Annotated in this window: 18 protein-coding genes; 11 read left to right on the top strand and 7 right to left on the bottom strand. The window is 59.3% G+C overall.

Going from position 1 to position 22503, the window contains the following annotated elements; genetic code table 11:
- The first annotated feature begins 47 nt into the window (after positions 1 to 47).
- From QEN43_RS02335 to QEN43_RS02285, 11 genes are all read left to right on the top strand, one after another.
- Positions 48 to 1949: an ATP-binding cassette domain-containing protein gene (locus QEN43_RS02335; RefSeq protein ID WP_026610663.1), complete on the top strand. Its 1902-nt coding sequence runs from the start codon at positions 48 to 50 to the stop codon at positions 1947 to 1949.
- Positions 1950 to 2016: 67 nt separating this feature from the next.
- Positions 2017 to 2220, top strand: a complete 204-nt coding sequence (locus QEN43_RS02330) for a helix-turn-helix domain-containing protein (protein ID WP_156912788.1) — start codon at positions 2017 to 2019, stop codon at positions 2218 to 2220.
- Positions 2221 to 2879: 659 nt separating this feature from the next.
- Positions 2880 to 4154: a nitrate/nitrite transporter gene (locus QEN43_RS02325; RefSeq protein WP_026610662.1), complete on the top strand. Its 1275-nt coding sequence runs from the start codon at positions 2880 to 2882 to the stop codon at positions 4152 to 4154.
- A 37-nt stretch (positions 4155 to 4191) separates the two neighbouring features.
- A complete protein-coding gene (locus QEN43_RS02320; protein ID WP_026610661.1) occupies positions 4192 to 5910 on the top strand; it encodes a bifunctional protein-serine/threonine kinase/phosphatase in 1719 nt (572 codons plus the stop codon).
- A gap of 9 nt (positions 5911 to 5919) precedes the next feature.
- Positions 5920 to 6132 (top strand): hypothetical protein, encoded by a 213-nt coding sequence (locus QEN43_RS02315; protein ID WP_156912786.1) that lies wholly within the window; start codon positions 5920 to 5922, stop codon positions 6130 to 6132.
- Between the two features lie 37 nt (positions 6133 to 6169).
- Positions 6170 to 8608, top strand: coding sequence for a nitrite reductase large subunit NirB (nirB, locus tag QEN43_RS02310; protein WP_026610660.1), 2439 nt, complete (start codon positions 6170 to 6172; stop codon positions 8606 to 8608).
- A 5-nt stretch (positions 8609 to 8613) separates the two neighbouring features.
- Positions 8614 to 8934, top strand: coding sequence for a nitrite reductase small subunit NirD (gene nirD / locus QEN43_RS02305; protein ID WP_026610659.1), 321 nt, complete (start codon positions 8614 to 8616; stop codon positions 8932 to 8934).
- A gap of 139 nt (positions 8935 to 9073) precedes the next feature.
- Positions 9074 to 11800: a nitrate reductase gene (locus QEN43_RS02300; protein WP_235726626.1), complete on the top strand. Its 2727-nt coding sequence runs from the start codon at positions 9074 to 9076 to the stop codon at positions 11798 to 11800.
- A 459-nt stretch (positions 11801 to 12259) separates the two neighbouring features.
- Positions 12260 to 13585: a CmpA/NrtA family ABC transporter substrate-binding protein gene (locus QEN43_RS02295; protein WP_317963663.1), complete on the top strand. Its 1326-nt coding sequence runs from the start codon at positions 12260 to 12262 to the stop codon at positions 13583 to 13585.
- Positions 13582 to 14160: an ANTAR domain-containing response regulator gene (locus tag QEN43_RS02290; RefSeq protein WP_026610656.1), complete on the top strand. Its 579-nt coding sequence runs from the start codon at positions 13582 to 13584 to the stop codon at positions 14158 to 14160. The genes QEN43_RS02295 and QEN43_RS02290 overlap by 4 nt, the downstream gene beginning before the upstream one ends.
- Before the next feature lie 265 nt (positions 14161 to 14425).
- Positions 14426 to 15718, top strand: a complete 1293-nt coding sequence (locus QEN43_RS02285; RefSeq protein WP_156912785.1) for an alginate export family protein — start codon at positions 14426 to 14428, stop codon at positions 15716 to 15718.
- 681 nt (positions 15719 to 16399) lie between these two features.
- Here QEN43_RS02285 and QEN43_RS02280 read toward each other — a convergent pair.
- From QEN43_RS02280 to QEN43_RS02250, 7 genes are all read right to left on the bottom strand, one after another.
- Complete coding sequence (locus QEN43_RS02280) at positions 16400 to 16933, bottom strand: SRPBCC family protein (protein ID WP_026610654.1); 534 nt, start codon at positions 16931 to 16933, stop codon at positions 16400 to 16402.
- 72 nt (positions 16934 to 17005) lie between these two features.
- Entirely contained in the window at positions 17006 to 17956 is a 951-nt protein-coding gene (locus QEN43_RS02275; protein WP_026610653.1) for a VWA domain-containing protein, read from the bottom strand.
- Positions 17953 to 18519, bottom strand: coding sequence for a hypothetical protein (locus QEN43_RS02270; RefSeq protein ID WP_026610652.1), 567 nt, complete (start codon positions 18517 to 18519; stop codon positions 17953 to 17955). Before QEN43_RS02270 ends, QEN43_RS02275 begins: the two co-directional genes overlap by 4 nt.
- A complete protein-coding gene (locus tag QEN43_RS02265) occupies positions 18504 to 19496 on the bottom strand; it encodes a vWA domain-containing protein (protein WP_026610651.1) in 993 nt (330 codons plus the stop codon). The genes QEN43_RS02270 and QEN43_RS02265 overlap by 16 nt, the downstream gene beginning before the upstream one ends.
- Positions 19493 to 20467, bottom strand: coding sequence for a hypothetical protein (locus QEN43_RS02260; RefSeq protein WP_051331760.1), 975 nt, complete (start codon positions 20465 to 20467; stop codon positions 19493 to 19495). Before QEN43_RS02260 ends, QEN43_RS02265 begins: the two co-directional genes overlap by 4 nt.
- A complete protein-coding gene (locus QEN43_RS02255) occupies positions 20464 to 21318 on the bottom strand; it encodes a DUF58 domain-containing protein (RefSeq protein WP_026610650.1) in 855 nt (284 codons plus the stop codon). The genes QEN43_RS02260 and QEN43_RS02255 overlap by 4 nt, the downstream gene beginning before the upstream one ends.
- On the bottom strand, positions 21318 to 22337 hold the full coding sequence (locus QEN43_RS02250; RefSeq protein WP_026610649.1) for an AAA family ATPase: 1020 nt from the start codon (positions 22335 to 22337) through the stop codon (positions 21318 to 21320). The genes QEN43_RS02255 and QEN43_RS02250 overlap by 1 nt, the downstream gene beginning before the upstream one ends.
- Positions 22338 to 22503 lie beyond the last annotated feature (166 nt).

Raw genomic sequence — 22503 nt, 5'->3', positions numbered from 1 at the left:
CTCGCTTTTGCGCGTAAAATCTTAGGTTTTCCTTTCCCGAATTTCTGATGGCTCTCATTACTTGCCGCAATATACACCTCCGTTTCGGGCAGCCTTTGCTCGACGGCATCAGCTTTTCCCTGGATAAAGGCGAGCGGGTCTGCCTCGTCGGGCGCAATGGAACGGGGAAATCCACGTTGCTTAAGCTTTTGTCCGGCGATTTGACGCCCGATGACGGCGAAATCGTCGTCGCCGAAGGTGTACGCATCGCGAGGCTCGACCAGGAAGTTCCGCTCGATGCGACTGGCGCCGTATTCGACGTCGTGGCGGCCGGACTCGGCGATATCGGTAACCTGATCCGTCGTTTTCACGAGGTATCGCAGCGCGTCGCGGCCTGTCCCGATGCCGCCACATTAGCGGAATTGGAGCGCTGTCAGCATGCGCTCGACACCACCGACGGCTGGGATCTCCACCGGAAAGTCGAAACCCTGCTGAATAAGCTCGACCTCCCGATCGACAGTGATGTTGACTCGCTATCGGGTGGACTGAAACGCCGGGTGCTGTTGGCCAGGGCTTTGATCTCCGAACCGGATGTCTTGTTGCTCGACGAGCCCACCAACCACCTCGATCTCGCGGCGATTCTCTGGCTGGAGGACTTCCTGCTCGGATGGCTCGGAACTTTGGTCTTCATCACCCACGATCGAATGTTCCTCCAAAAACTGGCGACCCGGATCATCGAGCTGGACCGGGGCAAGCTGTTCGACTGGCCGGGCGATTACGCCACCTATCTGAAACGCAAGGAGGAGCAACTGAACGCCGAAGCGAAGGCACAATCGGAATTCGATAAAAAACTGGCGCAGGAAGAAGCTTGGATACGCGAAGGCATCAAGGCGCGTAGGACACGCAACATGGGCCGGGTGCGGCGTTTGCTCGAGATGCGCCGGGAGCGCGCCGAACGGCGGAACCGCATCGGCCAGGTTAGCATGCTCCTACAGCAAGCGGAAAAATCGGGACGGCTGGTGGTGGAAGCCGAGAACGTTTGTTTCGACTATGGCGGTAAGCCAATCGTGCGCGATTTCTCGACCACCATCTTGCGCGGCGACAAAGTCGGCATCATCGGCCCGAACGGCTGCGGTAAGACCACCCTGCTCCGCCTCATGTTGGGCGAGCTAAAGCCGACGGCCGGGCGTATCCGCCTCGGCACCAACTTGCAGATCGCCTATTTTGACCAGTATCGGGCGCAGCTCGACGAAGAAAAATCCGTGGTCGACAATGTCGCCCAAGGCAGCGACCGAGTGACCGTCAACGGCCGCAACATACATGTCATCGGCTATCTTAAGGATTTCCTGTTCACTCCCGAACGGGCCCGCCAGCCGGTGAAATCGCTTTCAGGCGGCGAACGCAACCGCCTACTACTCGCTCGGCTGTTCACCCAGCCCGCGAATCTCCTGGTGCTCGACGAACCCACCAACGACCTCGACTCGGACACCCTCGAGCTCTTAGAGGAGTTATTAACCGATTACGACGGTACCGTCCTGGTCGTCAGCCACGACCGGGCATTTCTCAACAATCTCGTTACCAGCGTGCTGGTTTTCGAGGGCGACGGTATCGTCAACGATTACGTGGGCGGTTACGACGACTGGGTGCGGCAACGCCCGGCACCTCAGCCCGTCCCGGCGAAATCGGTCGTCGAAAAACCGATTCCGCCCAAGCCGGTCAAGGAAAAGCTGCGAAAGCTCAGCTACAAAGAGCAACGCGAACTCGAGGCTTTACCCCAGCAGATCGAGGCACTCGAAGCCGAAATAGCCTCTTTGAACGAAGCGATCTCCCGTCCCGAGTTCTATCAGCAGGCGAAAGAGGTCATCACAGCGACCCAGGCCAGGCTGGCGGAATTGCAGCAAGCGGTGGAGGCAGCGTATGCGCGCTGGGAAGAGCTAGTACTGCATCAATCGTCGATTGCCGGGTCCTAGGAAAGGCGGTCCCGCGCTTCTGGTCGGATTCTTGGGTCAGGAGTCGAAGAGGTCGAAAACTTATCGGGTGACGCTGACCGCTGAAGATCGCCGCGAATGGGAAGGGTTGGTCAGCATGGGCAAGAGTGAAACGCGAAAACTGGCCCATGCCCGCATTCTGTTGCAGGCCTATGAGGCCGAAAGCGAGCCTGGGCGCACCGATGAGGGGATTGCTCAGGCTTTGGATGTCCACGTTCGCACCGTGGAACGGGTACGAACAGCGTTTGTGTAACGAGGTCTGCATGCCGCCGGTGCCCAAGCCGAGTGAACGCATCTATCCTCGGCGGCTGGATGGCGTTCAGGAAGCCCGACTGATCGCGCTGGCCGGTCCACCGCCGCTGGAGCTTGCGGCTCTTGGCGGCGCGCCTCGCCGTGTTGAAAATCGCCGAGACCGTCGCGTAAGAAACTGTTCGACGCATGCTCAAAAAACCGAACTCAAACCGCACCTCGGCAAGCGGTGGGTGATTCTGCCGTCGACGATCCTCCTTGTTCTTATAAATTTGCCTTTCTGTGCTTTGCGTCACAGTTCGTAATTGAAGTGCAGCTCATTTAAGAAAAGTCGGAGATCAAGTCTCGCGGACTGAAAGCCGAAACCTTTCAGCAATAGCTTTGCACCACGATAAATCAGAAACCTTTCTAAAGTGGTGCAAGAAGAATCGGTACTTCGACTCAGTTCGGCGCAAAGTTCTTAGTGTCTCAATTTAATCAATACCTTACGCCATCTAGAGATCATGGCACGCTCTCTGCTTGATTACCCGTAAATCTCGGTGCGCCAACGGCGGAGTGTCGAGAATCGACAAAGGCGTCTTGTGGTCCTTCTGCTTCAGTGACCGCAGACGCCTTTTTTGTTGGATTGAATGAACGCGAAATCAGCCGAATGGACTTTGAACGATGAACTTCAAAGAATTCAGACAAGCCGGCCACTGGCCAACCCTGCTGTCGGCATTCCTTTATTTCGATGCCTCTTTCATGGTTTGGGTCATGTTGGGTCCCTTGTCCCTGTATATCACCAAGGACCTGGGGCTGCCGGTGAGCGAAAAGTTCACCATCGTGGCCATTCCCATACTGTCCGGCGCCGTTTTCCGCGTGGTTCTCGGCTCGATGGCCGATCATATCGGCCCCAAGCTGACCGGCATCCTGGCCCAGGTGCTGGTCATCCTCGGGCTGGCCTATGTGTTCGTGTTCGGCCTGCACTCAAAGCTGGAAACGGAGCTGCTGGGCCTTATCCTCGGTATCGCCGGCGCCAGTTTCGCCGTGGCTCTCCCCCAAGCCAGCCGCTGGTATCCACCTCGTTATCAGGGCGTGGTCATGGGCATTGCCGGAGCCGGCAACATGGGCGTTGTGCTGGATTCAATGATCGTCCCGTGGCTTGCAGAGCGCTTCGGCTGGCAAGCGGTGTTCGGTTTTCTGTTGATCCCTCTGGTACTGGTGCTCATCGTCTACGCCTTGCTCGTCAAGGATGCTCCCGACAAGCGCGCACCGGTCACACTGGCGAACTATCGCGCGGTCATGAAGGACCCGGACACCTGGTGGTTTATGTTCTTTTATTCGATCACCTTCGGCGGTTTCGTCGGACTCGGCAATGCCCTGCCCCTTTATTTCACCAACTGGTATCACGTCTCCGGCATCGCCGCCGGCATGATGGCGGCGATCGTCGTGTTCGCGGGCTCCATGTTCCGTCCCGTGGGCGGCTACCTGGCCGACCGGGTTGGCGGCATTCGCACGCTCCAGTTCCTGTTCGTCGTCGTTTCCCTGAGTTATCTCGCTATTTCCTTTCTACCGGAAGGCCCGACGCCTACCCAGGCCGCGAATGCCAAAGTCGCTGGCTGGGGCATGTTCGAACTCCCGCCCCTCGCCTGGCTCGCCGTCGCCATCTTCTTCTTCGGCACCATGGCCTTGGGGATGGGCAACGGCTCGGTATTCCAGTTGGTTCCCCTGCGCTTCCGCAAGGAAATCGGCGTCATCACGGGACTGGTCGGCTGCGCCGGGGGCGTGGGCGGTTTTTTCCTGGCCAAGGCTTTGGGCTGGTCCTGGGAGATGCAGCACGGCTTCGCCCTAGGTTTCAGCGTATTCGCAGGGCTTCCCCTGCTAGGGCTTTTGGGCCTGGCCATGGTGAAGAAGCGTTGGCGCACCACCTGGGGCGCAGTGTCCGGCGCACGGGTTTGAGACGGGTGCAGCCGAGAACACGCAGCGGATCTCAGTGATGACGAACGGCCAACTCGTCTTCAGCGCCGCTTTCGCAACCCGTCGCGGACGGCGCGAAGACAACCAGGACTACGCCTGCATCGCCCAGCCGTCGCCGCGGGATCTCGCCTGCCGTGGCGTGGTCGCGGCGGTGGCAGACGGCATGGGCGGAGCCAAGGGCGGGCGTATAGCCGCCGAGCTGTGTGTACGCAGCTTCATGGACGCTTTTTACAGCCTGGCTGAAACCTTGTCGATCGAACAGCTCTTGCATCGCAGCCTGGACGCCGCCAATCGCTGGATACACGCCATGGGCATGCGCGACCCGAATCTTGCCCACATGGCGACCACCTTCAGCGCTTTGGTTCTTCGCGGCCGCCGCGCCCATTTGGTGCATGTCGGCGACTCCCGTATCTACCGATTGCGCGGCGAACGGTTGGAGCGGCTGACGACCGATCACACCCTGAACGCCCCCGAACTGGATCATATCCTGTATCGAGCCGTGGGCTTAGAACCCGTGCTCCGCACCGATTACGCCGTACACCCGCTCGAAATCCACGACCGCTTCCTGCTGTGCAGCGATGGTCTACACGGCGTGCTCAAGCATACGGAAATCACTCGTATTCTGCTGGAGCGCGCCGCACCCCAAAGCAGCGCGGACGCCTTGGCCGACTTGGCGCTCGAACGCGGCGGCAGCGACAACATCACGGCGCTGGTGGTGGACGTCATCGGTCTTCCGAGAATCGATCGGCAATCCCTACGGGAAATCATCGAATCGCTGCCTATCGTCGAACTGCCAGAAGCTGGCGACACGGTGGACGATTTTCAGCTGGAAGAACGGCTGTCGTCCGGGCGTTATAGCGTGCTGTTCAGGGCGGTCGACCGGCGCAGCGGCAACCCGGTGGTCATCAAGTTTCCGCATCCGCGGGTGGCCAGCGAGCGGCAGTATCACGACGCCTTCGTTCGGGAATCCTGGATCGGCGGGCGGGTGAAAAGTCCATGGGTGGCCGAGATTCTGGAGCAACCGCAGGAACGCCAAAGCCGTCTTTATTCGGTCATGCCTTACTATCGCGGTATCACGCTCGAACGGCACTTGCGCCGGAATACCCGTATCGGTCTGGAGCAGGGAATCGACATCGCCTTGAAACTGTGCAAGGCGGTACACGCTCTGCACCGCCAACACATCGTCCACCGCGACATCAAGCCGGACAACATCCTGCTCACCGAGGACGGTGGCTTGAAACTGCTGGATCTCGGCATCGCGCGGCTGCCGGCCTGGGATGAGGACCCGACCGATCCGCTGCCCGGAACCGCGAGCTACATGGCTCCGGAGCTGTTCCACGGCGAACGTGGCAGCGTCGCCAGTGACGTGTTCGCCCTCGGTGTCACGCTTTACCGCCTGTTCTCCGGCGGCGCTTATCCCTACGGCGAAATCGAGCCGTTCAGTACGCCTCGGTTCGGAAAACCCAAGCCCTTGTCCAACCACCGTCCGGATTTGCCGATCTGGCTGGACGCGGTCTTGGCGCGCGCCGTCGCGGTCGAACCGGGCGAACGCTATGCCGACGCCATCGAACTGGCCTTTGAACTGGAATCGGGCCTGTCCAAGGGCGGCGGCAAACACCTCTCTGTCCGTCCCACGCCTCTGTACCAGCGCAACCCGGTTCTGTTCTGGCAGCTGACGACCCTGCTGCTGTTCGGGTTGCTGATGGTGTGCCTGTTTCAGGTTTACGGGAGGGCTTGAGTGTTATCGATGCCGTCGAGCATAGCGGTTATTCCGGCGTGGAGTGCCGGAATCCAGACGCCAAGGATGGCGTCGCTTCGGATCACTATCCCTGCGCTCTCTATGCCGGCATTCCCTACCGGCATGACGGAGTGGAACTCAACCAACATCATCGATGTGTCTACCGATCATTTCGTCGCAATCGATGCGGTTCCTTTCGTCACCGCATCCTACAAGAGTTGATTTGACGAACCAGATTCACCCCGGAAGGAGGTAAGCCATGAAAAGACAGAAACTCATCGTGATCGGCAACGGCATGGCCGGCATCCGTACCGTGGAGGAGCTACTCAAAATCGCTCCCGACGCCTACGACATCACGGTGTTCGGCGCCGAACCGCATTGCAATTACAACCGTATCCTGCTGTCCCCGGTCCTGGCCGGAGAAAAAAAGCTCGACGACATCATTCTCAACGACGACTCCTGGTACGAAGCCAACGGCATCACCCTGCACAAAGGACGGAAAGTCACGGAGATCAATCGCCGGCGACGCCTGGTACGCACCGAAGACGGCATGGAAGCCTCCTATGACCGGCTATTGCTAGCGACCGGCTCGGTGCCGTTCATACTGCCGGTGCCGGGCAAAGACTTACCAGGCGTGGTCGGTTTCCGTGACATCCGCGACGTGGAACTGATGCTGGAAGCATCGCAGAAATACCGGCACGCGGTCGTCATCGGCGGCGGTTTGTTGGGTTTGGAAGCAGCCAATGGACTGAAGAAACGGGGAATGAAGGTCACCGTGGTGCATCTTCTCGATACCCTCATGGAAAAACAATTGGACAAACCGGCCGCGGCCCTTTTGAAACGCGCTCTCGAAGAAACCGGTCTCGAGTTCCGCATGGAAGCCCAGACCGAAGCTATCCTGGGCCGCGACCGCGTCACCGGTGTACGTTTCAAGGATGGCTCGGAAATTCCGGCCGATTTGGTGGTGATGGCGGTAGGCATCCGCCCCAACATCGAGCTCGCCAAAAGCGCCGGCATCCGTTGCGACCGCGGCATCCTGGTCAACGACACGCTGCAGACCTTCGACCCCCGCATCTATGCCGTCGGCGAGTGCGTGCAACACCGGAACAAGTTGTTCGGGCTGGTCGCGCCCTTGTTCGAACAGGCCAAAGTGTGCGCGAACCACTTGGCGGAATACGGCATCGCCCGCTACGAAGGCTCGGTGACCTCCACCAAGCTGAAAGTGACCGGCATCGATCTTTTCTCGGCCGGGGAATTCCAAGGCGGCAACGGCTACGAAGAACTGCTGTTCCAGGACCCCGCCCGCGGCATCTACAAGAAGCTGGTAGTCGAATCCAACCGCATCAAGGGCGCCGTGCTTTACGGTGACACCAGCGACGGCGCCTGGTATTTCCAGCTCATGCGCGACGGCACCGATATCTCCGCTTTCCGGGAGAACATCCTGTTTGGACAGGCGCACCTGGGCGACGCGGGCCACGGCGCGGACAACCGTGCGGCGCTCATGCCGGACACCGCCGAAGTCTGCGGCTGCAACGGCGTCTGCAAGAAAACCATCGTCGACGCGATCATTCAGAAAAAACTGTTCACCTTGGAAGACGTGCGAGCCCATACCAAGGCCTCGGCATCTTGCGGCTCGTGTACCGGCTTGGTCGAGCAAATTCTGCAAAGTACCTTGGGCAGCGATTATTCCGTGAGCCCCGCCAAGAAGCCACTGTGCAAATGCACCGACCACACCCATGAAGAAGTGCGGGAAGCCATTCGCACGCACGGTCTCAAGACGATTCCCGAGGTCATGCGCTTCCTCGAATGGAAGACCCCAGACGGCTGCCATGCCTGTCGTCCCGCGCTCAATTATTACCTGCTCTGCCAGTGGCCGAACGAATACCGGGACGATCCCCAGTCGCGCTTCATCAACGAGCGGGCGCACGCCAATATCCAAAAGGACGGCACCTATTCCGTAGTGCCGCGCATCTGGGGCGGGGTGACCAATCCCCGCGAGCTGCGCGCCATTGCCGATGTCGCGGAGAAGTTCAAGATTCCGACGGTCAAGATCACCGGCGGCCAGCGCATCGATCTTCTCGGCGTGCCGAAAGAACAGCTGCCGGCGGTTTGGGCCGAACTCGGCAAGCACGGCCTCGTCTCCGGTCATGCCTACGGTAAGGCACTACGCACGGTGAAAACCTGCGTCGGCAAGGAATGGTGCCGTTTCGGTACACAGGACTCGACCAATATGGGCATAGAGCTCGAAAAAATGACCTGGGGTTCGTGGACCCCGGCCAAGGTCAAGATGGCGGTATCCGGCTGCCCACGCAACTGCGCTGAGGCGACGATCAAGGATTTCGGCGTGGTCGCGGTGGATTCCGGCTGGGAACTCCACGTGGGCGGCAATGGCGGCGTCAAGGTCCGCGCCACCGATTTTCTCTGCAAAGTCGATACGGAGGAGGAGGTGAAGGAATACTGCGGCGCGTACCTGCAGCTCTACCGGGAAGAAGCCCGCTACCTGGAGCGGACTGCTCACTGGATCGAACGCGTCGGCCTCGCTTATGTCCAGGCGCGCGTCGTCTCGGACCCCGAAAGCCGACGCGCCTTGTACGAACGGTTTCTCGAATCGCAGAAGAGCGCCCAGATCGATCCTTGGGCGGCGCTCGCACGGGAATCTGAACGTCACCACTTCGAGCCCTTGAGGAAAGTAGGATAAATGCCATGACCGACTGGATCGAAATCGGCCGTATCGAAGACATCCCTCGGCAAGGTTCCCGCGTTGTGGCGACGCGGAACGGCAACGTAGCGGTTTTCCGCACGATCGACGATGAAATCTTCGCCGTCCGCGATGTCTGCCCCCACAAGGGCGGCCCCCTCTCCCAAGGCATCGTCTGCGGGAAGCGGGTGGCTTGTCCGCTCCACAATTGGGTGATCGACCTGGCGTCCGGCGCAGCCGCTCCGCCGGACGAGGGCCGGACGACGTGCTTTCCGGTGAAAGTAGAGGGGGAAAGATTGTGGCTGCAACTCGTCGAATCGGAATGAGGCTGAATGCCGGAAACGGTCCTATCTTAGCCTGGCTTACCGCTTCCGGCACCGTGCAGCCATCGAGCTTGAAATAAGGCCAGGCCCGGCCTGTCAGCCTTCGTTTCTTCTACTGTTTGGATATTAGAGGACGAGACGCTTGAGTTCTGCACCCTTTTCCAATCCGTCCTTGACTAGGGAAAACGGCGCTATCGCCACCACCTGCCCTTATTGCGGCGTCGGCTGCGGCATCCTTGCCGCAGCGCGCGGTCCGGAGTCGGCCGACATCAAGGGTGATCCGGAGCATCCCTCCAATTTCGGCCGGCTGTGCTCCAAGGGCTCCTCCCTCGGCGAAACCCTATCGCTGGAAACCCGGCTCCTTTATCCCGAGATCAACGGCCGGCGGGTGAGCTGGGATGACGCGCTAACCACCGTCGCCAATACCTTTCAGCGAATCATCGAAACCCACGGGCCCGACGCGGTGGCGTTCTATGTCTCCGGCCAACTCTTGACCGAAGATTATTACGTCGCGAACAAGCTGATGAAGGGCTATATCGGCTCGGGAAACATCGACACCAATTCGCGCCTCTGTATGTCGTCCACGGTCGCCGCCCAGAAACGGGCTTTCGGCGAGGACGTGGTCCCCGGCTGTTACGAGGACCTGCAACTCGCCGATCTCGTGGTGCTGGTCGGCTCGAACGCGGCCTGGTGCCATCCCATCTTGTTTCAACGTCTGCTCGCGGCCAAACGAGAAAATCGCCGTCTGAAGATCGTCAACATCGATCCGCGCCGGACGGCGACCTCTCAATCCGCCGACCTGCATCTTCCGATCCGGCCAGGCACCGATGCGGTTTTGTTCAACGGGCTGCTGAATTATCTGCGTCAGCACGACAGCATCGATTTTGGTTTCCTTGAGAAACATCTCGGCCTCTACGCTGAAGCGTTCGAGACCGCGCGCAAGACGGCCCCGTCCCTGCCCGCTGTTGCCAGAATCTGCGGTATTTCCGAAGAGGACCTCGCGACCTTCTACCAATGGTTCGCGCGCACGGAAAAAACCGTCACCCTCTGGTCCCAGGGGGTCAATCAGTCGTCCAGCGGCACCGACAAGGTCAACAGCATCATCAACGTCCATCTTGCTACCGGGCGGATCGGCAAGCCGGGCATGGGGCCTTTTTCCTTGACCGGCCAGCCCAACGCCATGGGCGGTCGGGAGGTCGGCGGACTCGCCAACCAACTCGCGGCGCATCTCGATATCGAGAACCCCGAGCACCGGAATCTAGTGCAGACGTTCTGGAATGCGCCGCGCATAGCGGAAAAACCCGGGCTCAAGGCGGTAGAGATGTTTCGAGCGATCGCAGGAGGACGCATCAAGGCAATCTGGATCATGGCCACCAATCCGGCGGTCAGTCTGCCGGACTCAAACGCGGTTCGGGACGCGCTCGGCCGCTGCGAATTCGTCGTGGTGTCCGAATGCGAGTCAGGCACGGATTTGAGCCAATATGCCCACGTGAGCCTGCCTGCACTGGCCTGGGGCGAGAAGGACGGCACCGTGACCAACTCCGAACGGCGTATTTCCCGCCAGCGAGCATTTCTGCCGCCACCGGGGGAAGCCAAGCCGGATTGGTGGATCATCAGCCGGGTGGCCCAGCGAATGGGTTACGGAGATGATTTTAACTATCAATCGGCCTGGGAAATTTTTGTGGAGCACGCCCGATTGTCCGGATTTCGGAATAACGGTGAACGTGTGTTCGATATTTCAGGCCTCGCGGAACTGGACCGAGCCGGCTACGATGCCTTGAAGCCTATCCAATGGCCGGTAAACCAATGTCATCCGAACGGCGTTCCACGCCTGTTCGATGGCGGTGGATTCTCGTTCCCGGGCCGTCGCGCCAGAATGGTCCCGGTCCTCCCCAAAGCTCCGGCCAACCTACCCGATTCGGCCTATCCGCTGGTGCTCAATACCGGGCGCATTCGCGATCAGTGGCACACCATGACCCGTACTGGCAAGTCCGCCCGGCTGACGAAGCATCTTCCCGAGCCCTACGCGGAACTGAACCCACACGATGCCGCCCGTTACGCCGTTCCGGACGGCTCTCTGGTCCGACTGGAAAGCCGCTTCGGGCAAGCCCTGGTCCGGGCGCGCGTCACCGAAGATCAGCAACGGGGGGCGGTATTCGTGCCGATGCACTGGAGCGGCCCTTATGCCAACAAAGGCTTGATCAATGCTTTGGTCAACCCCGCGGTCGACCCCGTCTCCGGGGAGCCCGAATCCAAGCACACGCCCATACGAATCGAACCCTATCGGGCGGCATGGTACGGCTTCGCCCTGTCGCGCGACCCGCTGCATGCTATCGAGGTCGACTACCGCATTACGACGCGCGGCGACGGATATTGGCTTTACGAACTCGCGCATTCCGAACCACCACCCGATTGGGCGGCTTGGGTCCGCGAATTACGTGCCCAGCCCTCGGGTTCAAGCGAATCCGCTTCTACCAAAAGGGCGTACGCCGAGGAGGAATGGTTGCAATTCGCAGATCCTTACTCCGGCCGATATCGCTGTGCGCTTCTACACAGCGGGCGTTTGCAGTTCTGCATCTTTATCGACCGCAGCTTCGAACTGCCGCCACGTAGCTGGTTGGCCGGTCTCTTCGGCCTGGATCGAGTCCCCGATCGGACTCGCATGAGTCTTCTCGCCGGCAAACCGGCTTCCGCGGAGGACGATCAGGGACCTATCGTTTGCTCCTGTTTCAGCGTGGGCATCAACACCCTGAAACGCGCCATTCGGAAGCAGAATTTGACGACTGCGGAACAGATTGGTGCGGCGCTCAAAGCCGGAACCAACTGCGGTTCCTGTATTCCCGAGATCAAGTCCTTGTTGCAAGGGTAAAGGAGGCGTGCCGCCGCGCTCGAACGCGCCATCGGACGATGCCTCGTATCCGTGCATTTCAATGGTTTATGCCCCGACTTGAGGCATTGCCTATCCAGGCCATGTTCAACCCTGCCGCGCGCAAACTCGCGATCAGCGTGGGAAGGCTTTTTCCATACCGCATCCCGGCGGCGCGTTCTAATCGACCCAGGATTGCCGATCGACAAGTCCTTGAATCGCTTCAGACAAACCAGAGACGCCAACGACGTTCGCGAAAGCGGTTTTACCGGAGAAGCAAGCAGCAAAGGTTCCAAAACCCAATCGGCGTTCCCCTGTTGGTAGCTCACGTTGGCATAATGGATGCTTGAGGCGGCTTATCGGGGCGGACTATTTACCTCTTAGCGGCTATCGGACCAACCCGTTTCGCGACTTCCTTATGATACGCCCCCGAAAGTTTTGGATAAGGAGACCCCCTGACTCATGAGCTCGGTTGCCCCATGGCTCCGATCCGCCGTTCACGCGACGGGCGGTGAAGGACTCGAGAAGCCCCGCATTGACCTGGGTTTCATTCCGCTGACGGACTGCGCACCACTGGTGATCGCCAAGGAAAAAGGTTTTTTCCGAAAACATGGGCTTGAGGTCAGGCTCTTCCGGGAAGTGTCCTGGGCCAATATCCGCGACAAGGTCTTTGCCGGCGTGTTAGACGGCGGTCATATGCTGGCGCCCATGCCCATCGCTACGACGCTCGGCCTCGGGGAGCTGAAGAAACCGACCATCACCGCGCTGTCTCTGGATCTCAACGGCAACGCCATCACCGTATCGCAACGCCTGTACCGGCGCATGGCCGAACTCGATCCCGAGGCCGCAGCCGAGCGCTCCATGAGCGTGCGAGCGCTGAAAAAGGTCATCGAGAGTGACCGGAAGAGAGGATACTCCCCTTTGTGCTTCGCAACGGTATTTCCGTTTTCCACGCACAACTACATGCTGCGCTACTGGTTAGCCGCAGGTGGCATCGACCCGGACTGCGACGTACGCCTGGTGGTCATTCCGCCACCCCACATGGTCGACTATTTGAAGGCCGGTGAGATAGACGGTTATTGCGTCGGCGAGCCCTGGAACGCACAGGCGGTAGCGCAAGGCGTTGGACGCACGCTAATCACCGACTATGAAATCTGGAACAACAAACCGGAAAAAGTGCTGGGCGTGAACCGCGAATGGGCCGAACGGCATCCCGCCACTCACCGGGCCTTGTTGATGGCGCTCCTGGAATCGGCGCAATGGATAGACCGGCCCGAAAACCGCGTTGAAGTAGCCGAAATTCTGGCACGCGAGGACTACGTCAGCGCACCGGCGGACGTCGTCAAGATGTCCATGACCGGCTCGTTTCACTACCAAATCGATGCCGAGCCAGCGCCGCTCCCCGACTTTAACGTGTTCTTCCGCTACGCGGCGACCTTTCCGTGGCGTTCGCATGCCGTTTGGTTCGTCACGCAGATGTACCGCTGGGGACAGTTGCGCGACCCCATCGACATTCGCGCCCTGGCGGAAGAGGTCTATCGACCCGATCTTTACCGCGAGGCCGCCCAAGCTCTCGGCCTCCCCTTCCCCACCGTGGACTACAAAACCGAGGGGCAACACGACCAACCTTGGACGCTCCAGGAAGCCACCGAACCGATGTCACTAGGCAAGGATCGGTTCCTGGACGGCGGTGTGTTCGATCCGCTCCGCCCGGTGGACTATCTGGAACAGTTCGCACTTCACAATCGGCAGGTTTCACTGGACGTATTGGCCAAGGTCAATCCATGAGCCTCAGAATCTTGCTGGTCGATCAGGATGCGGCTCGAAGCGCCATATTGGAGCAGGCCTTGCACGATGCCGGCCATCAGGTCGTCGCCCGGATCAAGCATGGCCACAACCTCCTTCGAGAACTCAAAGAATGCCAACCAGACATCATCATCATGGACTTGGAAGCCCCCGGCCGGGATACCCTTGAACAAATGCGGGAGATCAGCCGGGACCAGCCGAGGCCGATCATTCTGTTCTCGAACAAGCGCGATAGCGAGTACATCCGTCAGGCCGTACAAGCCGGCGTGAGCGCCTATGTCGTGGACGGCCTCAGCCAGGAACGCGTTATGCCCATCGTCGAGGTGGCCATAGCCCGTTTCCGCGAATTCGAAGCCCTCAAGCGCGAGCTCCAGGAAACCAAAACCCAGCTCGCCGATCGGAAAGTGGTCGATAAGGCCAAAGGCATTCTGATGCAGCGAAAAGGCTTGAGTGAAGACGAAGCCTATCAGCTGCTCCGCAAAACAGCCATGAGCCGCAATATGCGCATCGCGGATGTCGCGAGGACCTTGCTCGCCCTGGAAGGACTGACCGACTGATAAGGCGGCAGGGTTCGCCCGGCTTTCGCGCATTTCGCACACTTTTGTCGCATACCGTTCATTGCCTCACCCACCATGACGCTGCTCCGCCGCGCTACCTACCGTGATTTCCGTGCCGTTCCGACGGTCAGACGAACTTGGCACGCTTCCTGTTAATTCTCCGATAACAGCCGTTGCGCGCCGACGAGGGTGCGCAGACGACGGACAAAGGCGTCCTCCCGCGGGCCACAGGCCCGTGGGCGACGCCTTTTTTATTGCTGATCTGATGACAATGATCTGGGGGTACGTCATGCGGATTACCGGGCAGCCGCGGAAGCGCGGCAGCTTCTTACGGATTCTCTTACTGGGGCTTGCCGCCGCTCGCCCCGTGTTTGCGCAAGGGCTGACTGAAAGTATCGAGAACGCCTTAAACGTCGGGGGAGGCAAGTTCAACATCGATCTCCGCTATCGCTTCGAATACGTGGATCAAGCCAATTTGCCCGAAGTCGCGAAGGCCGATACCCTCCGCGCGCGGATCGGCTATCTCACGCCGACCTTCCAAGGGTTTCAAGCCTTTGCCGAGTACGAGGGCACCCAGGATATCTTCAGCAACGATTACAACAGCACCTGGAACGACAAGACCCGCCATCCCGTCATCTCGGATCCTCAGAAAAACGAAGTTAACCAGCTCTGGATCGCATACAGCGGGGTGCCCGAAACGGTTTTCAAAGTCGGGCGTCAACGCATCATCTTCGACAACCACCGTTTCATCGGCAACGTGGTCTGGCGCCAGCTCGAGCAGACTTACGACTCTATCGTCATCACCAACACCAGCCTGCCCGACACCACGATCACCGCCGGATATCTCTGGAAAGTCCAGGACGTCACTTCACGCACCATCGGCATGAACTCGCCGGTTTTCAACATCGCCTATACCGGCTTCCCCTACGGCAAGCTGATCGTCCACGGAGAATGGCTGGACTACGACAATGCACGCGAAAGCTACCCCACTCAAACCTTCAATACACTCAGCAATTCCACCCAAACCGTAGGCGTTCGCTTCGAGGGCACGACGTCCCTCACCGACAATATCAAAGCGCTGTATGCAGCCGAATATGCCTGGCAAGAGGATTACGCCGACAATCCCAAGGACTTCAAGGTCGATTACTGGATGGCCGAAGGCGGGCTGGATTTGTGGGGTTTCGTTTTCAAAGGCTCGTTCGAAGAATTGGGCTCAGACAACGGCCAGGGTTTCCGCACCCCGCTCGCGACCCTACACGCCTTCCAGGGCTGGGCCGACAAGTTCCTGGTGACGCCGCCCGACGGCATCCGCGATGTGTACGGCACCTTGAAGACCAGCCTTTACGGCGTGGACATCTGGTTCGTCTATCACGATTTTCGGGACGACACAGGCAATATCCGTTACGGCGAGGAATTCGACGTCCAGGTCGAAAAGAAATTCGGCAAGCATTATGCTCTGTTGTTTAAGTTTGCCGATTACAACTCTTCCAATCCCAAGGCTTTCGCCGGCAACGTCGATACGCAGAAATGGTGGCTGCAAATGGGAATCAGCTTCTGAAGACACGCTTGCGCATGCACGCGGATGGTAGGGTGTTGCCAAGGGAGGCCCGATGCCATGGGGTTGCACTGATCGAGAGCCTATCCCAATAGGCTCGCAAAACCTTTCAACAAACCAGGCCCGAGCCTATCGAAAGGTTCAGGACGAACAGCCTATCGGGATAGGCTCCAAGTCCTGGAATCCGGGAAGTGTCCTGGGCACGTGGTCGATCTCGTGCCGTATCGCTACTTTCCTACCAGTTCTCGCTAGACGGCAGTGTCGACGTCAACCCGCAAGGCCGTCATTCCGGCAGGGATCGCCGGAATCCAGAGACCAAGGAAGGCAAGGCGTCTCGATCCCTGTCGCTTGGACTCCGGCCATCTCTGCAGAGGCGAGGAACTTCGACGGAATGGAAGTCAGGTAGAGCTGACTCGCTCGGTACTCGAAGGCGATCCCCGAACGGTGCGGTTCGCTTCGCTTACCGCACCCTACTTTCCTGCTGTAGAGCGCGGTGTAGTCGCATGACGCGCTTTTTTGCGGTGTGCGGCGGATTACAGCCTAGCGGCCTAACCCGCCCTCGCTTCCCTTTCCATCGGTTGCCTTTCACTAAAGGTAAAAACGCTCTGAGCCCGGTCGAAGAGACGCAACCATGTCCAAGGCTTTCCTAGCTATAGAAGCGCCCCTTCGACCGGCCGTAAGTCCTCAATTCTCGGATTCAACAATGCGTTTGAGATTTTCGAGGCCGGTCTTGAAGAAAGTCTGCATGGCTTGAACGGCCGCTTCGTCGTTCAGATCGTCCGGCGGGAAATTGCTGGTATCGCCTCGGTAGAGGCGGCTTTTCCATTCCACCTTGGTACCCTGCCCCTCCGGTGTCAGCTTCAAGACCGCCGAATAGGAGCTTGCCGGCAAAGCCTTGACGTTGACGTCCTTCAGCCGGTAGTCGTACTCGTAGGTTTTTTCGTCGTAAAAATCGAGCTCCTCCACCAGTTGCTCGCCGTTCTGGAACACCAGGGTGCGTTTGTCGCCGGGCTGATTACCGCCTTGCGCCTCGCTTTTCGAGAGCGCCGGATTCCATTGGCCGATGGCGCCGAAATCCTTGACCTTGTCCCAGACTTTTTCGATCGGCCGATCGATCACGATCGATTCGACGACTTTTTGAGGCGTGGGGCCGTGGGCCGAAACTTCGCTAGCGAAAGCCAAACCCAGCACCGACAAGACAGCAAAAATCATTTTCATGGAATAGACAACTCCTCGGATCGATGAACAGTGAAACTGCACTTCATTGTTGGATGGACAGAGCCCATCCCATTAGCGGAGCTTGAACGGCAATACGCCGTAAAGCACGACCAGAGCCGCCAGGGCGAGCCCCGCCGGTAGCCACCGGATGTCGGAGGCGACCGTTTCGAAACGGGCGAATTCGGAGTGTTGTAAGGCTCTGCCCAAATCCTCGAGGTTTTCCAGCCGGCTATAGAGAAGCCCGGCCTCCTCCGCCAGCCCGCGCAGATAGTCTTCCTTGAGTGAGGACAGATGTTCGGTACCGATGACCAGTTCGCTGCCGAACGGGGCGTTGCGTGCGTGATACCCTTCGATCTCCGACGGTGGTTTGGGAGGCAAACCGAAGGTAGACCGGTGAGGGACGTCTTCCTCCGAGTAAAAGCCGATGGCTTCGCCGCGTTCGTTGAACTTCGGGATCGGCGACAGATTCAGCCCGCCTGCGCCGATGACGATCCCTTTGAGCTTGCCCTTGACCGAATCGAACTCGCGCTTGTAGCGTGGATTGAGCGGCGGAGCCTCATGGCCGTCAGTCACGAAAACCAAATTCGCGTTCAAATCCTGAAGGTGAGTCAACGCGTCGTAGAGCCCGTCGGCGATGCGGCTATCGGCATCCCAGGCCATGCGCCAATCGATGCGCTCCATGGCGGTATCGATGGCTTCGAAGCCGCTGCAGACTTCGATAGGCTCGAACAGGAGAAAAGATTGCCGCCCGGTGAAAAGCCCGAGCCCCAGCCTAGAATCGCAGGGCAATTCCCGTAAGGCCGAACGCATGGCCGACTTGACCATCTCCAGACGAGAGGTCGGTCGATCGCCGATCCGGTAATCGGTCACGTTCATGCTTCGGGTGATGTCGACCACGATGATGTGATCGAACACCGGTCTCGACAACTTCAGGGTGGGATAAAAGAGCGCTATCGCGACACACACAAAAGCCATTACGGCACAGAGGAAACGTGGGTCGCGCGCGTGTCTCAGGAGCCTCAAGGTAAACCTCGCGGAAATCCCGGCACGGTCGTCCACAGAGCCCCTTCTTGTTGTTCCTCCGCCTCTTCCGCGCCTTTACTCTGAATCCGGTCCATTTCCGGCAATAGACGCATGGCTACCTCCAAGTTGTATTTGCTGTCCCAATGGCTAGGATCCAGGCGTAACGCCTTCTTGTAGGCGTCCTTGGCCAATTCCACCAGCGGCAGGGCACGGTTGATCTCGTTTTTCTCGACATGCTCCAAGGCGCGCCGCAAATGGAGATTGCCGAGATCGAACAAGGCGACCACGCGAAATTCTAGATCGCCCAGGTCGGCTAGATAAGAGTAAGCGTCCAATGCTTCTTCGTAACGCTCCTTGGAGGCGAGATAGACCGCCCGCGCCAGCTTGACTTCGAGCGGTGCCCGAATCCTCTCGTCCGGAGAGATATCGTTGCCGCTCAGCAAGGTCCGAACCTGCTCCTGCGCCAGCCGGATTCCCCTAAGCTCCGCCCATTCGAGCGCTCCTGCGACGATCGAACTGGCGAGCACCAAAAGCGTGATCTTGAGTCTTAGGCTTTGTCCCATGGCTCCGCTTCCGCAAGTTTCACACCGACCAGCAACAGAAGCGCAAGACCGGCCGCGCCATAGCAAAACGGCGTCAGATCCAAGCGCGGGATGCGCGCCTGATAATGAATGGGCAAACTCTCGATGCGATCGATTTCGGCGATGGCCTCACGTACGGCCGCTGGGTTTTCCGCCTCGTACGCCTTGTACGGAATGCCGAGGCTTTCGAAAAACAGGTGCAAATAGCGCTCGGGGCGGCTGCTCGCATTGTCGTCGCGGGGATCTTCCGGTATTTCGAAAATGCCCGGACTCCCGAGCGTACGTAGGAAGATCCAGTAGAGACGGATCTGGTATTCCTTGAACAGCTTGCGCAGCTTCTGTTCGCTGTCCGGATCGACCACCGCTGCCCCGTCCGATACCAAGAGCACGATACGCGATCCGGTAAGCGCCTGACCGGTGAAATACGACAGGGCGAGCAGCAATCCTTTGCCGATATGGGTCTGGGCGAGAGCGGGTTTGCGCAAGGCGTGCACGGCGGCGAGAACGGCCTCGCGGTTGTCCGTCAACGGCAGGACGAACAAAGGGCTGGTGCTGAATGCCGCCACCCCGGTTCTATCGTTCTCCCGCTCGCGGACGAAATCCGAAAGGAGTCGCTCGGCGACCACGGACTTGGCTTCTTCGGCACCGGACGGCGTGCGTCCCGCGAAGCTGTGATCCATGCTCTGGCTTCGATCCAGCAGCAACACGATATGGGCCCCCTTTCCCACCCGATCGACGGTATATTCTTTCCTGTGCAGACCGGCGAGCCCCAACACCAGACCGGCGATGGCGACAACGCCCATGAGTTTGATCAGCGCGCTCCAAACTCGGGACGAGACATCGACGGGCAAGAGGGCGTTCCAAGGGGTCTCCGACGCCGTTACCGGCGAACGCATCAACGGTAACAGCGCCAACACCAAGAGCGGTAACATCCACGGATGATCGAATGCCAGTGTCATCGAAGAGTCCGCTCGATGTCATAGCAGTCCCTGCAAAGTCGAAGCAACCGGGACATGGAAAACGCAGTCCCCTCACCCTCTCCGGAAGGTCCGCCTTCTGATCCCGATTCGCCCTCGCGAGAGGTCTCCTTCCCGCGTTCGCTGAAGAAAAATTCGTAAGAGCTCGCGAAAAACGCCTCGATTTCGGCGCGAAGTGGCCGAAAGGCTGGATTTTCCTCGAAGAACGCTTCCAGCCGCTCGGAAAATAACGGCTGCCCGTAGACGCCGTTGAACGCCCGGTGAACCGCCGTATACGCGGCGGCGTAATCGGATGTTTGAGCAGCACGGTTCAATGTCCGCAGGGAGCGGTAAGCGGCCCTGAAATGACGGCCCCTTTGCTGCCAAGGAAGATAGCCGTAGAGGTAAGCGAGATACAAACAGGCACCCCCGCCTACGACCATCGCAAAACTTAGGCGCAGGCGCGGCCCGTTACCGTCTGCGAGCACCGGCGACAGATCGGGACGCATGGGTTCGAGTCCTTCTTCGCGTAGCACCGAAAGCTCTCTTATCGGCGCCGTGGTAAAAACCCAGTTGGGGACCTCCAGCTGGAAGGCATCGCCGTTCTGATTGAACACGAGATTGAAAGCCGGTATCGCCAAATTCTTGACTTCCAGCGGCGCGTAAAAGGTCTGATACGCAAGTTCGATGACATAACGGCGCAAATCGCCCCGTTCCTCCTCCGTCACCTTGGCCTCGCGCACTTCCAGCCAGCGATTGATCCGGTCGTTCGGAATGGAATTTCGATCCAGCACTGCCGACCGATCCACGTCTACGATCAGCTTCTGACGGATCAGGTCGCCTATGGCGTAACCGAACGGGCGCGGCGTCAGCACTTGGAAGTCCCTGACCGCTTCGGGGGTTTCGCCGGATCGAGCCGGCGAGCCTACGGCACCGAGCAGAAACGCCAGAATCGCGATGTATGCCCTTCTCATACGGCCCGCTGAAAGTATCGGGTGAGATATTCCGCCTTGAATCCCTTTTCGAGAAACAAAGGCTCGCGCCCATGGCTCAAGAAAAGATGGGCTAGACGTTCGCGGCGGTCACGGTAGGACTCTTCCAACCGCGCGCGAAGCGTAGGCCGCAACAGCAACAAGCGCTCGGAACCGTCTTCCAGATCCCGCATGCGGCGAAAGCCTAGTGCCTCGTCACCACCTTCTTCTTTCAAGTCCCAGAACACGATCGGCACGACGTCGTGCGGTCCCAAGGTGACCAGAATGCGCTTGACCAAGGCCAAAGGCATATGAAAATCGGAAACCAGAAAAACCAGTGAGCGTGACGTCGGCAGGCGTCTCGCGGCATCCGCCAGTGCGCGGGCGTTACCCCCCTTGGGCCGATAGCGGCGCAATCGAGCCACCAAGTTCAAAGCCATCGAGGGGTGGCGGCAAAGCGGTAAGGAAAAATCGTCGTGAATCTTGTCGGAACAGCCGATGATGCCCAGGGCGTCGCCGGTACGGTAGGCCGACAGGGCCAAGGAACCCAGGAAATCCGCCAGCATTTCCATCTTGGAAACCGTTCCCTGAAACCCCATCGACGCCGACAGATCGACGATAGCAAACACCTTAATGGCGCTGCGCTGCTCGTAGATACGAACGGCATAGTTCTCGAAGGGGTCGAGTACGCTGGCTCTGAGATCGATACGGCGCGGATCCGGGTGTTTGAGGAGCGGTGCCAACCCATGAAACCGTTCACCGGGGCCCGAGCGGCGGCTCGAATGAAACCCGGGCCTTACAGCGTCCGAGCGCCAGGACACGCGGTAATGGAATTCCTCGGCCGGTTTGATCATCACGGAGCCGCGATCGAATGGAGGATCTTTTCCACCAATCCCGGCACCAGTTCGTCGCGCCGGTATTCATAGGCAGGCTTCAGGAACACTCGATGAGCCATCGCCGGATAGAAAACGGCTTGAACGTCCTCAGGGATGACCCGGTCACGGCCCTGCAGCCAAGCATGGACGCGGGCAGCGCGAACGAGATAGCTCATACCGCGGGGACTCGCCCCAGCCTGGATCAACTCCGACATATCGACATCGGGCAAGGAGATCCCGAACCGATCCGGTTCGTGACTCGCGCGCCACAAATCGCGCGTGTAGGCGCGAAGCGTCGGGCTCGCCTGGATGTCGTTCTGGATCGCCGCCGCGACTGTATCCAACTCCCGATACGGCAACACGCCTTGCGTGACCGCACTGAGTAGGCGGTCCACGTCGTGAAACCGAGGATCGAAGGTGAGCTGATCCAGGATATCGTCATCGCCCGGATAATCCATCGCGATCTCGAGCAGGAACCGATCCCGAGCCGCGGCCGGCAACTCGAAGGTTTCTTCTTTTTCGACTCGGTTACGGTCCGCGAAAACCTGGAGATAGGGAAACCGGAACTCGCGGTTGAACGCGCTCACGCTGCGCTCCGCCATGATGCGTAGCAACAGCGAATGAACCTGAGGACGTGCGCGGTTGATCTCGTTGAAGAAAAAGGTCGACAGCCGCTCCCCATGCCTCAGCACCGGACCGGGATCGACACGCGGACGGCCTTTTTCGTCGAGGTACGTGTAATAGATCAAATCGGCTGGCATCAGATCGATGGTCCCTTCGATCCGTTCGTATTCCCCTCCGATGGCGATCGACACCGCCCTAAGCAGCGTCGTCTTACCCACGCCGACATTACCCTCCAGCAAGACGTGCCCTCGCGAGAATACCGCGATGGTCATGAGCCGGATCGCACGCGGCTGGCCGATGATGGCTTTCTCGATTTCCGACTCGAAGCGAATAGCCTTGTCGCGCCAGTCGGCCAGAAGTTGTTCGGAATGCATAGGAAGGTTTGAGGCTGGAGATGCGAGACTTAAATGACGTCGTTAGGGATCGAGGCGTCAGGGTCGAAACGCGTTTTTCGGCCAAGAAGTGGAGAGTCGGAAGCTGGCATGAACGGAACTCTCGTTTTTCCGAAGATTCACCAGCTCCCGATCTCGTGCCTCCGGG

The sequence above is a fragment of the Methylocaldum szegediense genome (genome assembly GCF_949769195.1).
GTDB classification, from domain to species: Bacteria; Pseudomonadota; Gammaproteobacteria; order Methylococcales; family Methylococcaceae; genus Methylocaldum; species Methylocaldum szegediense.
Note: the sequence above shows the minus strand (reverse complement) of the source record. Positions and strands in the feature narration are given on the sequence as shown.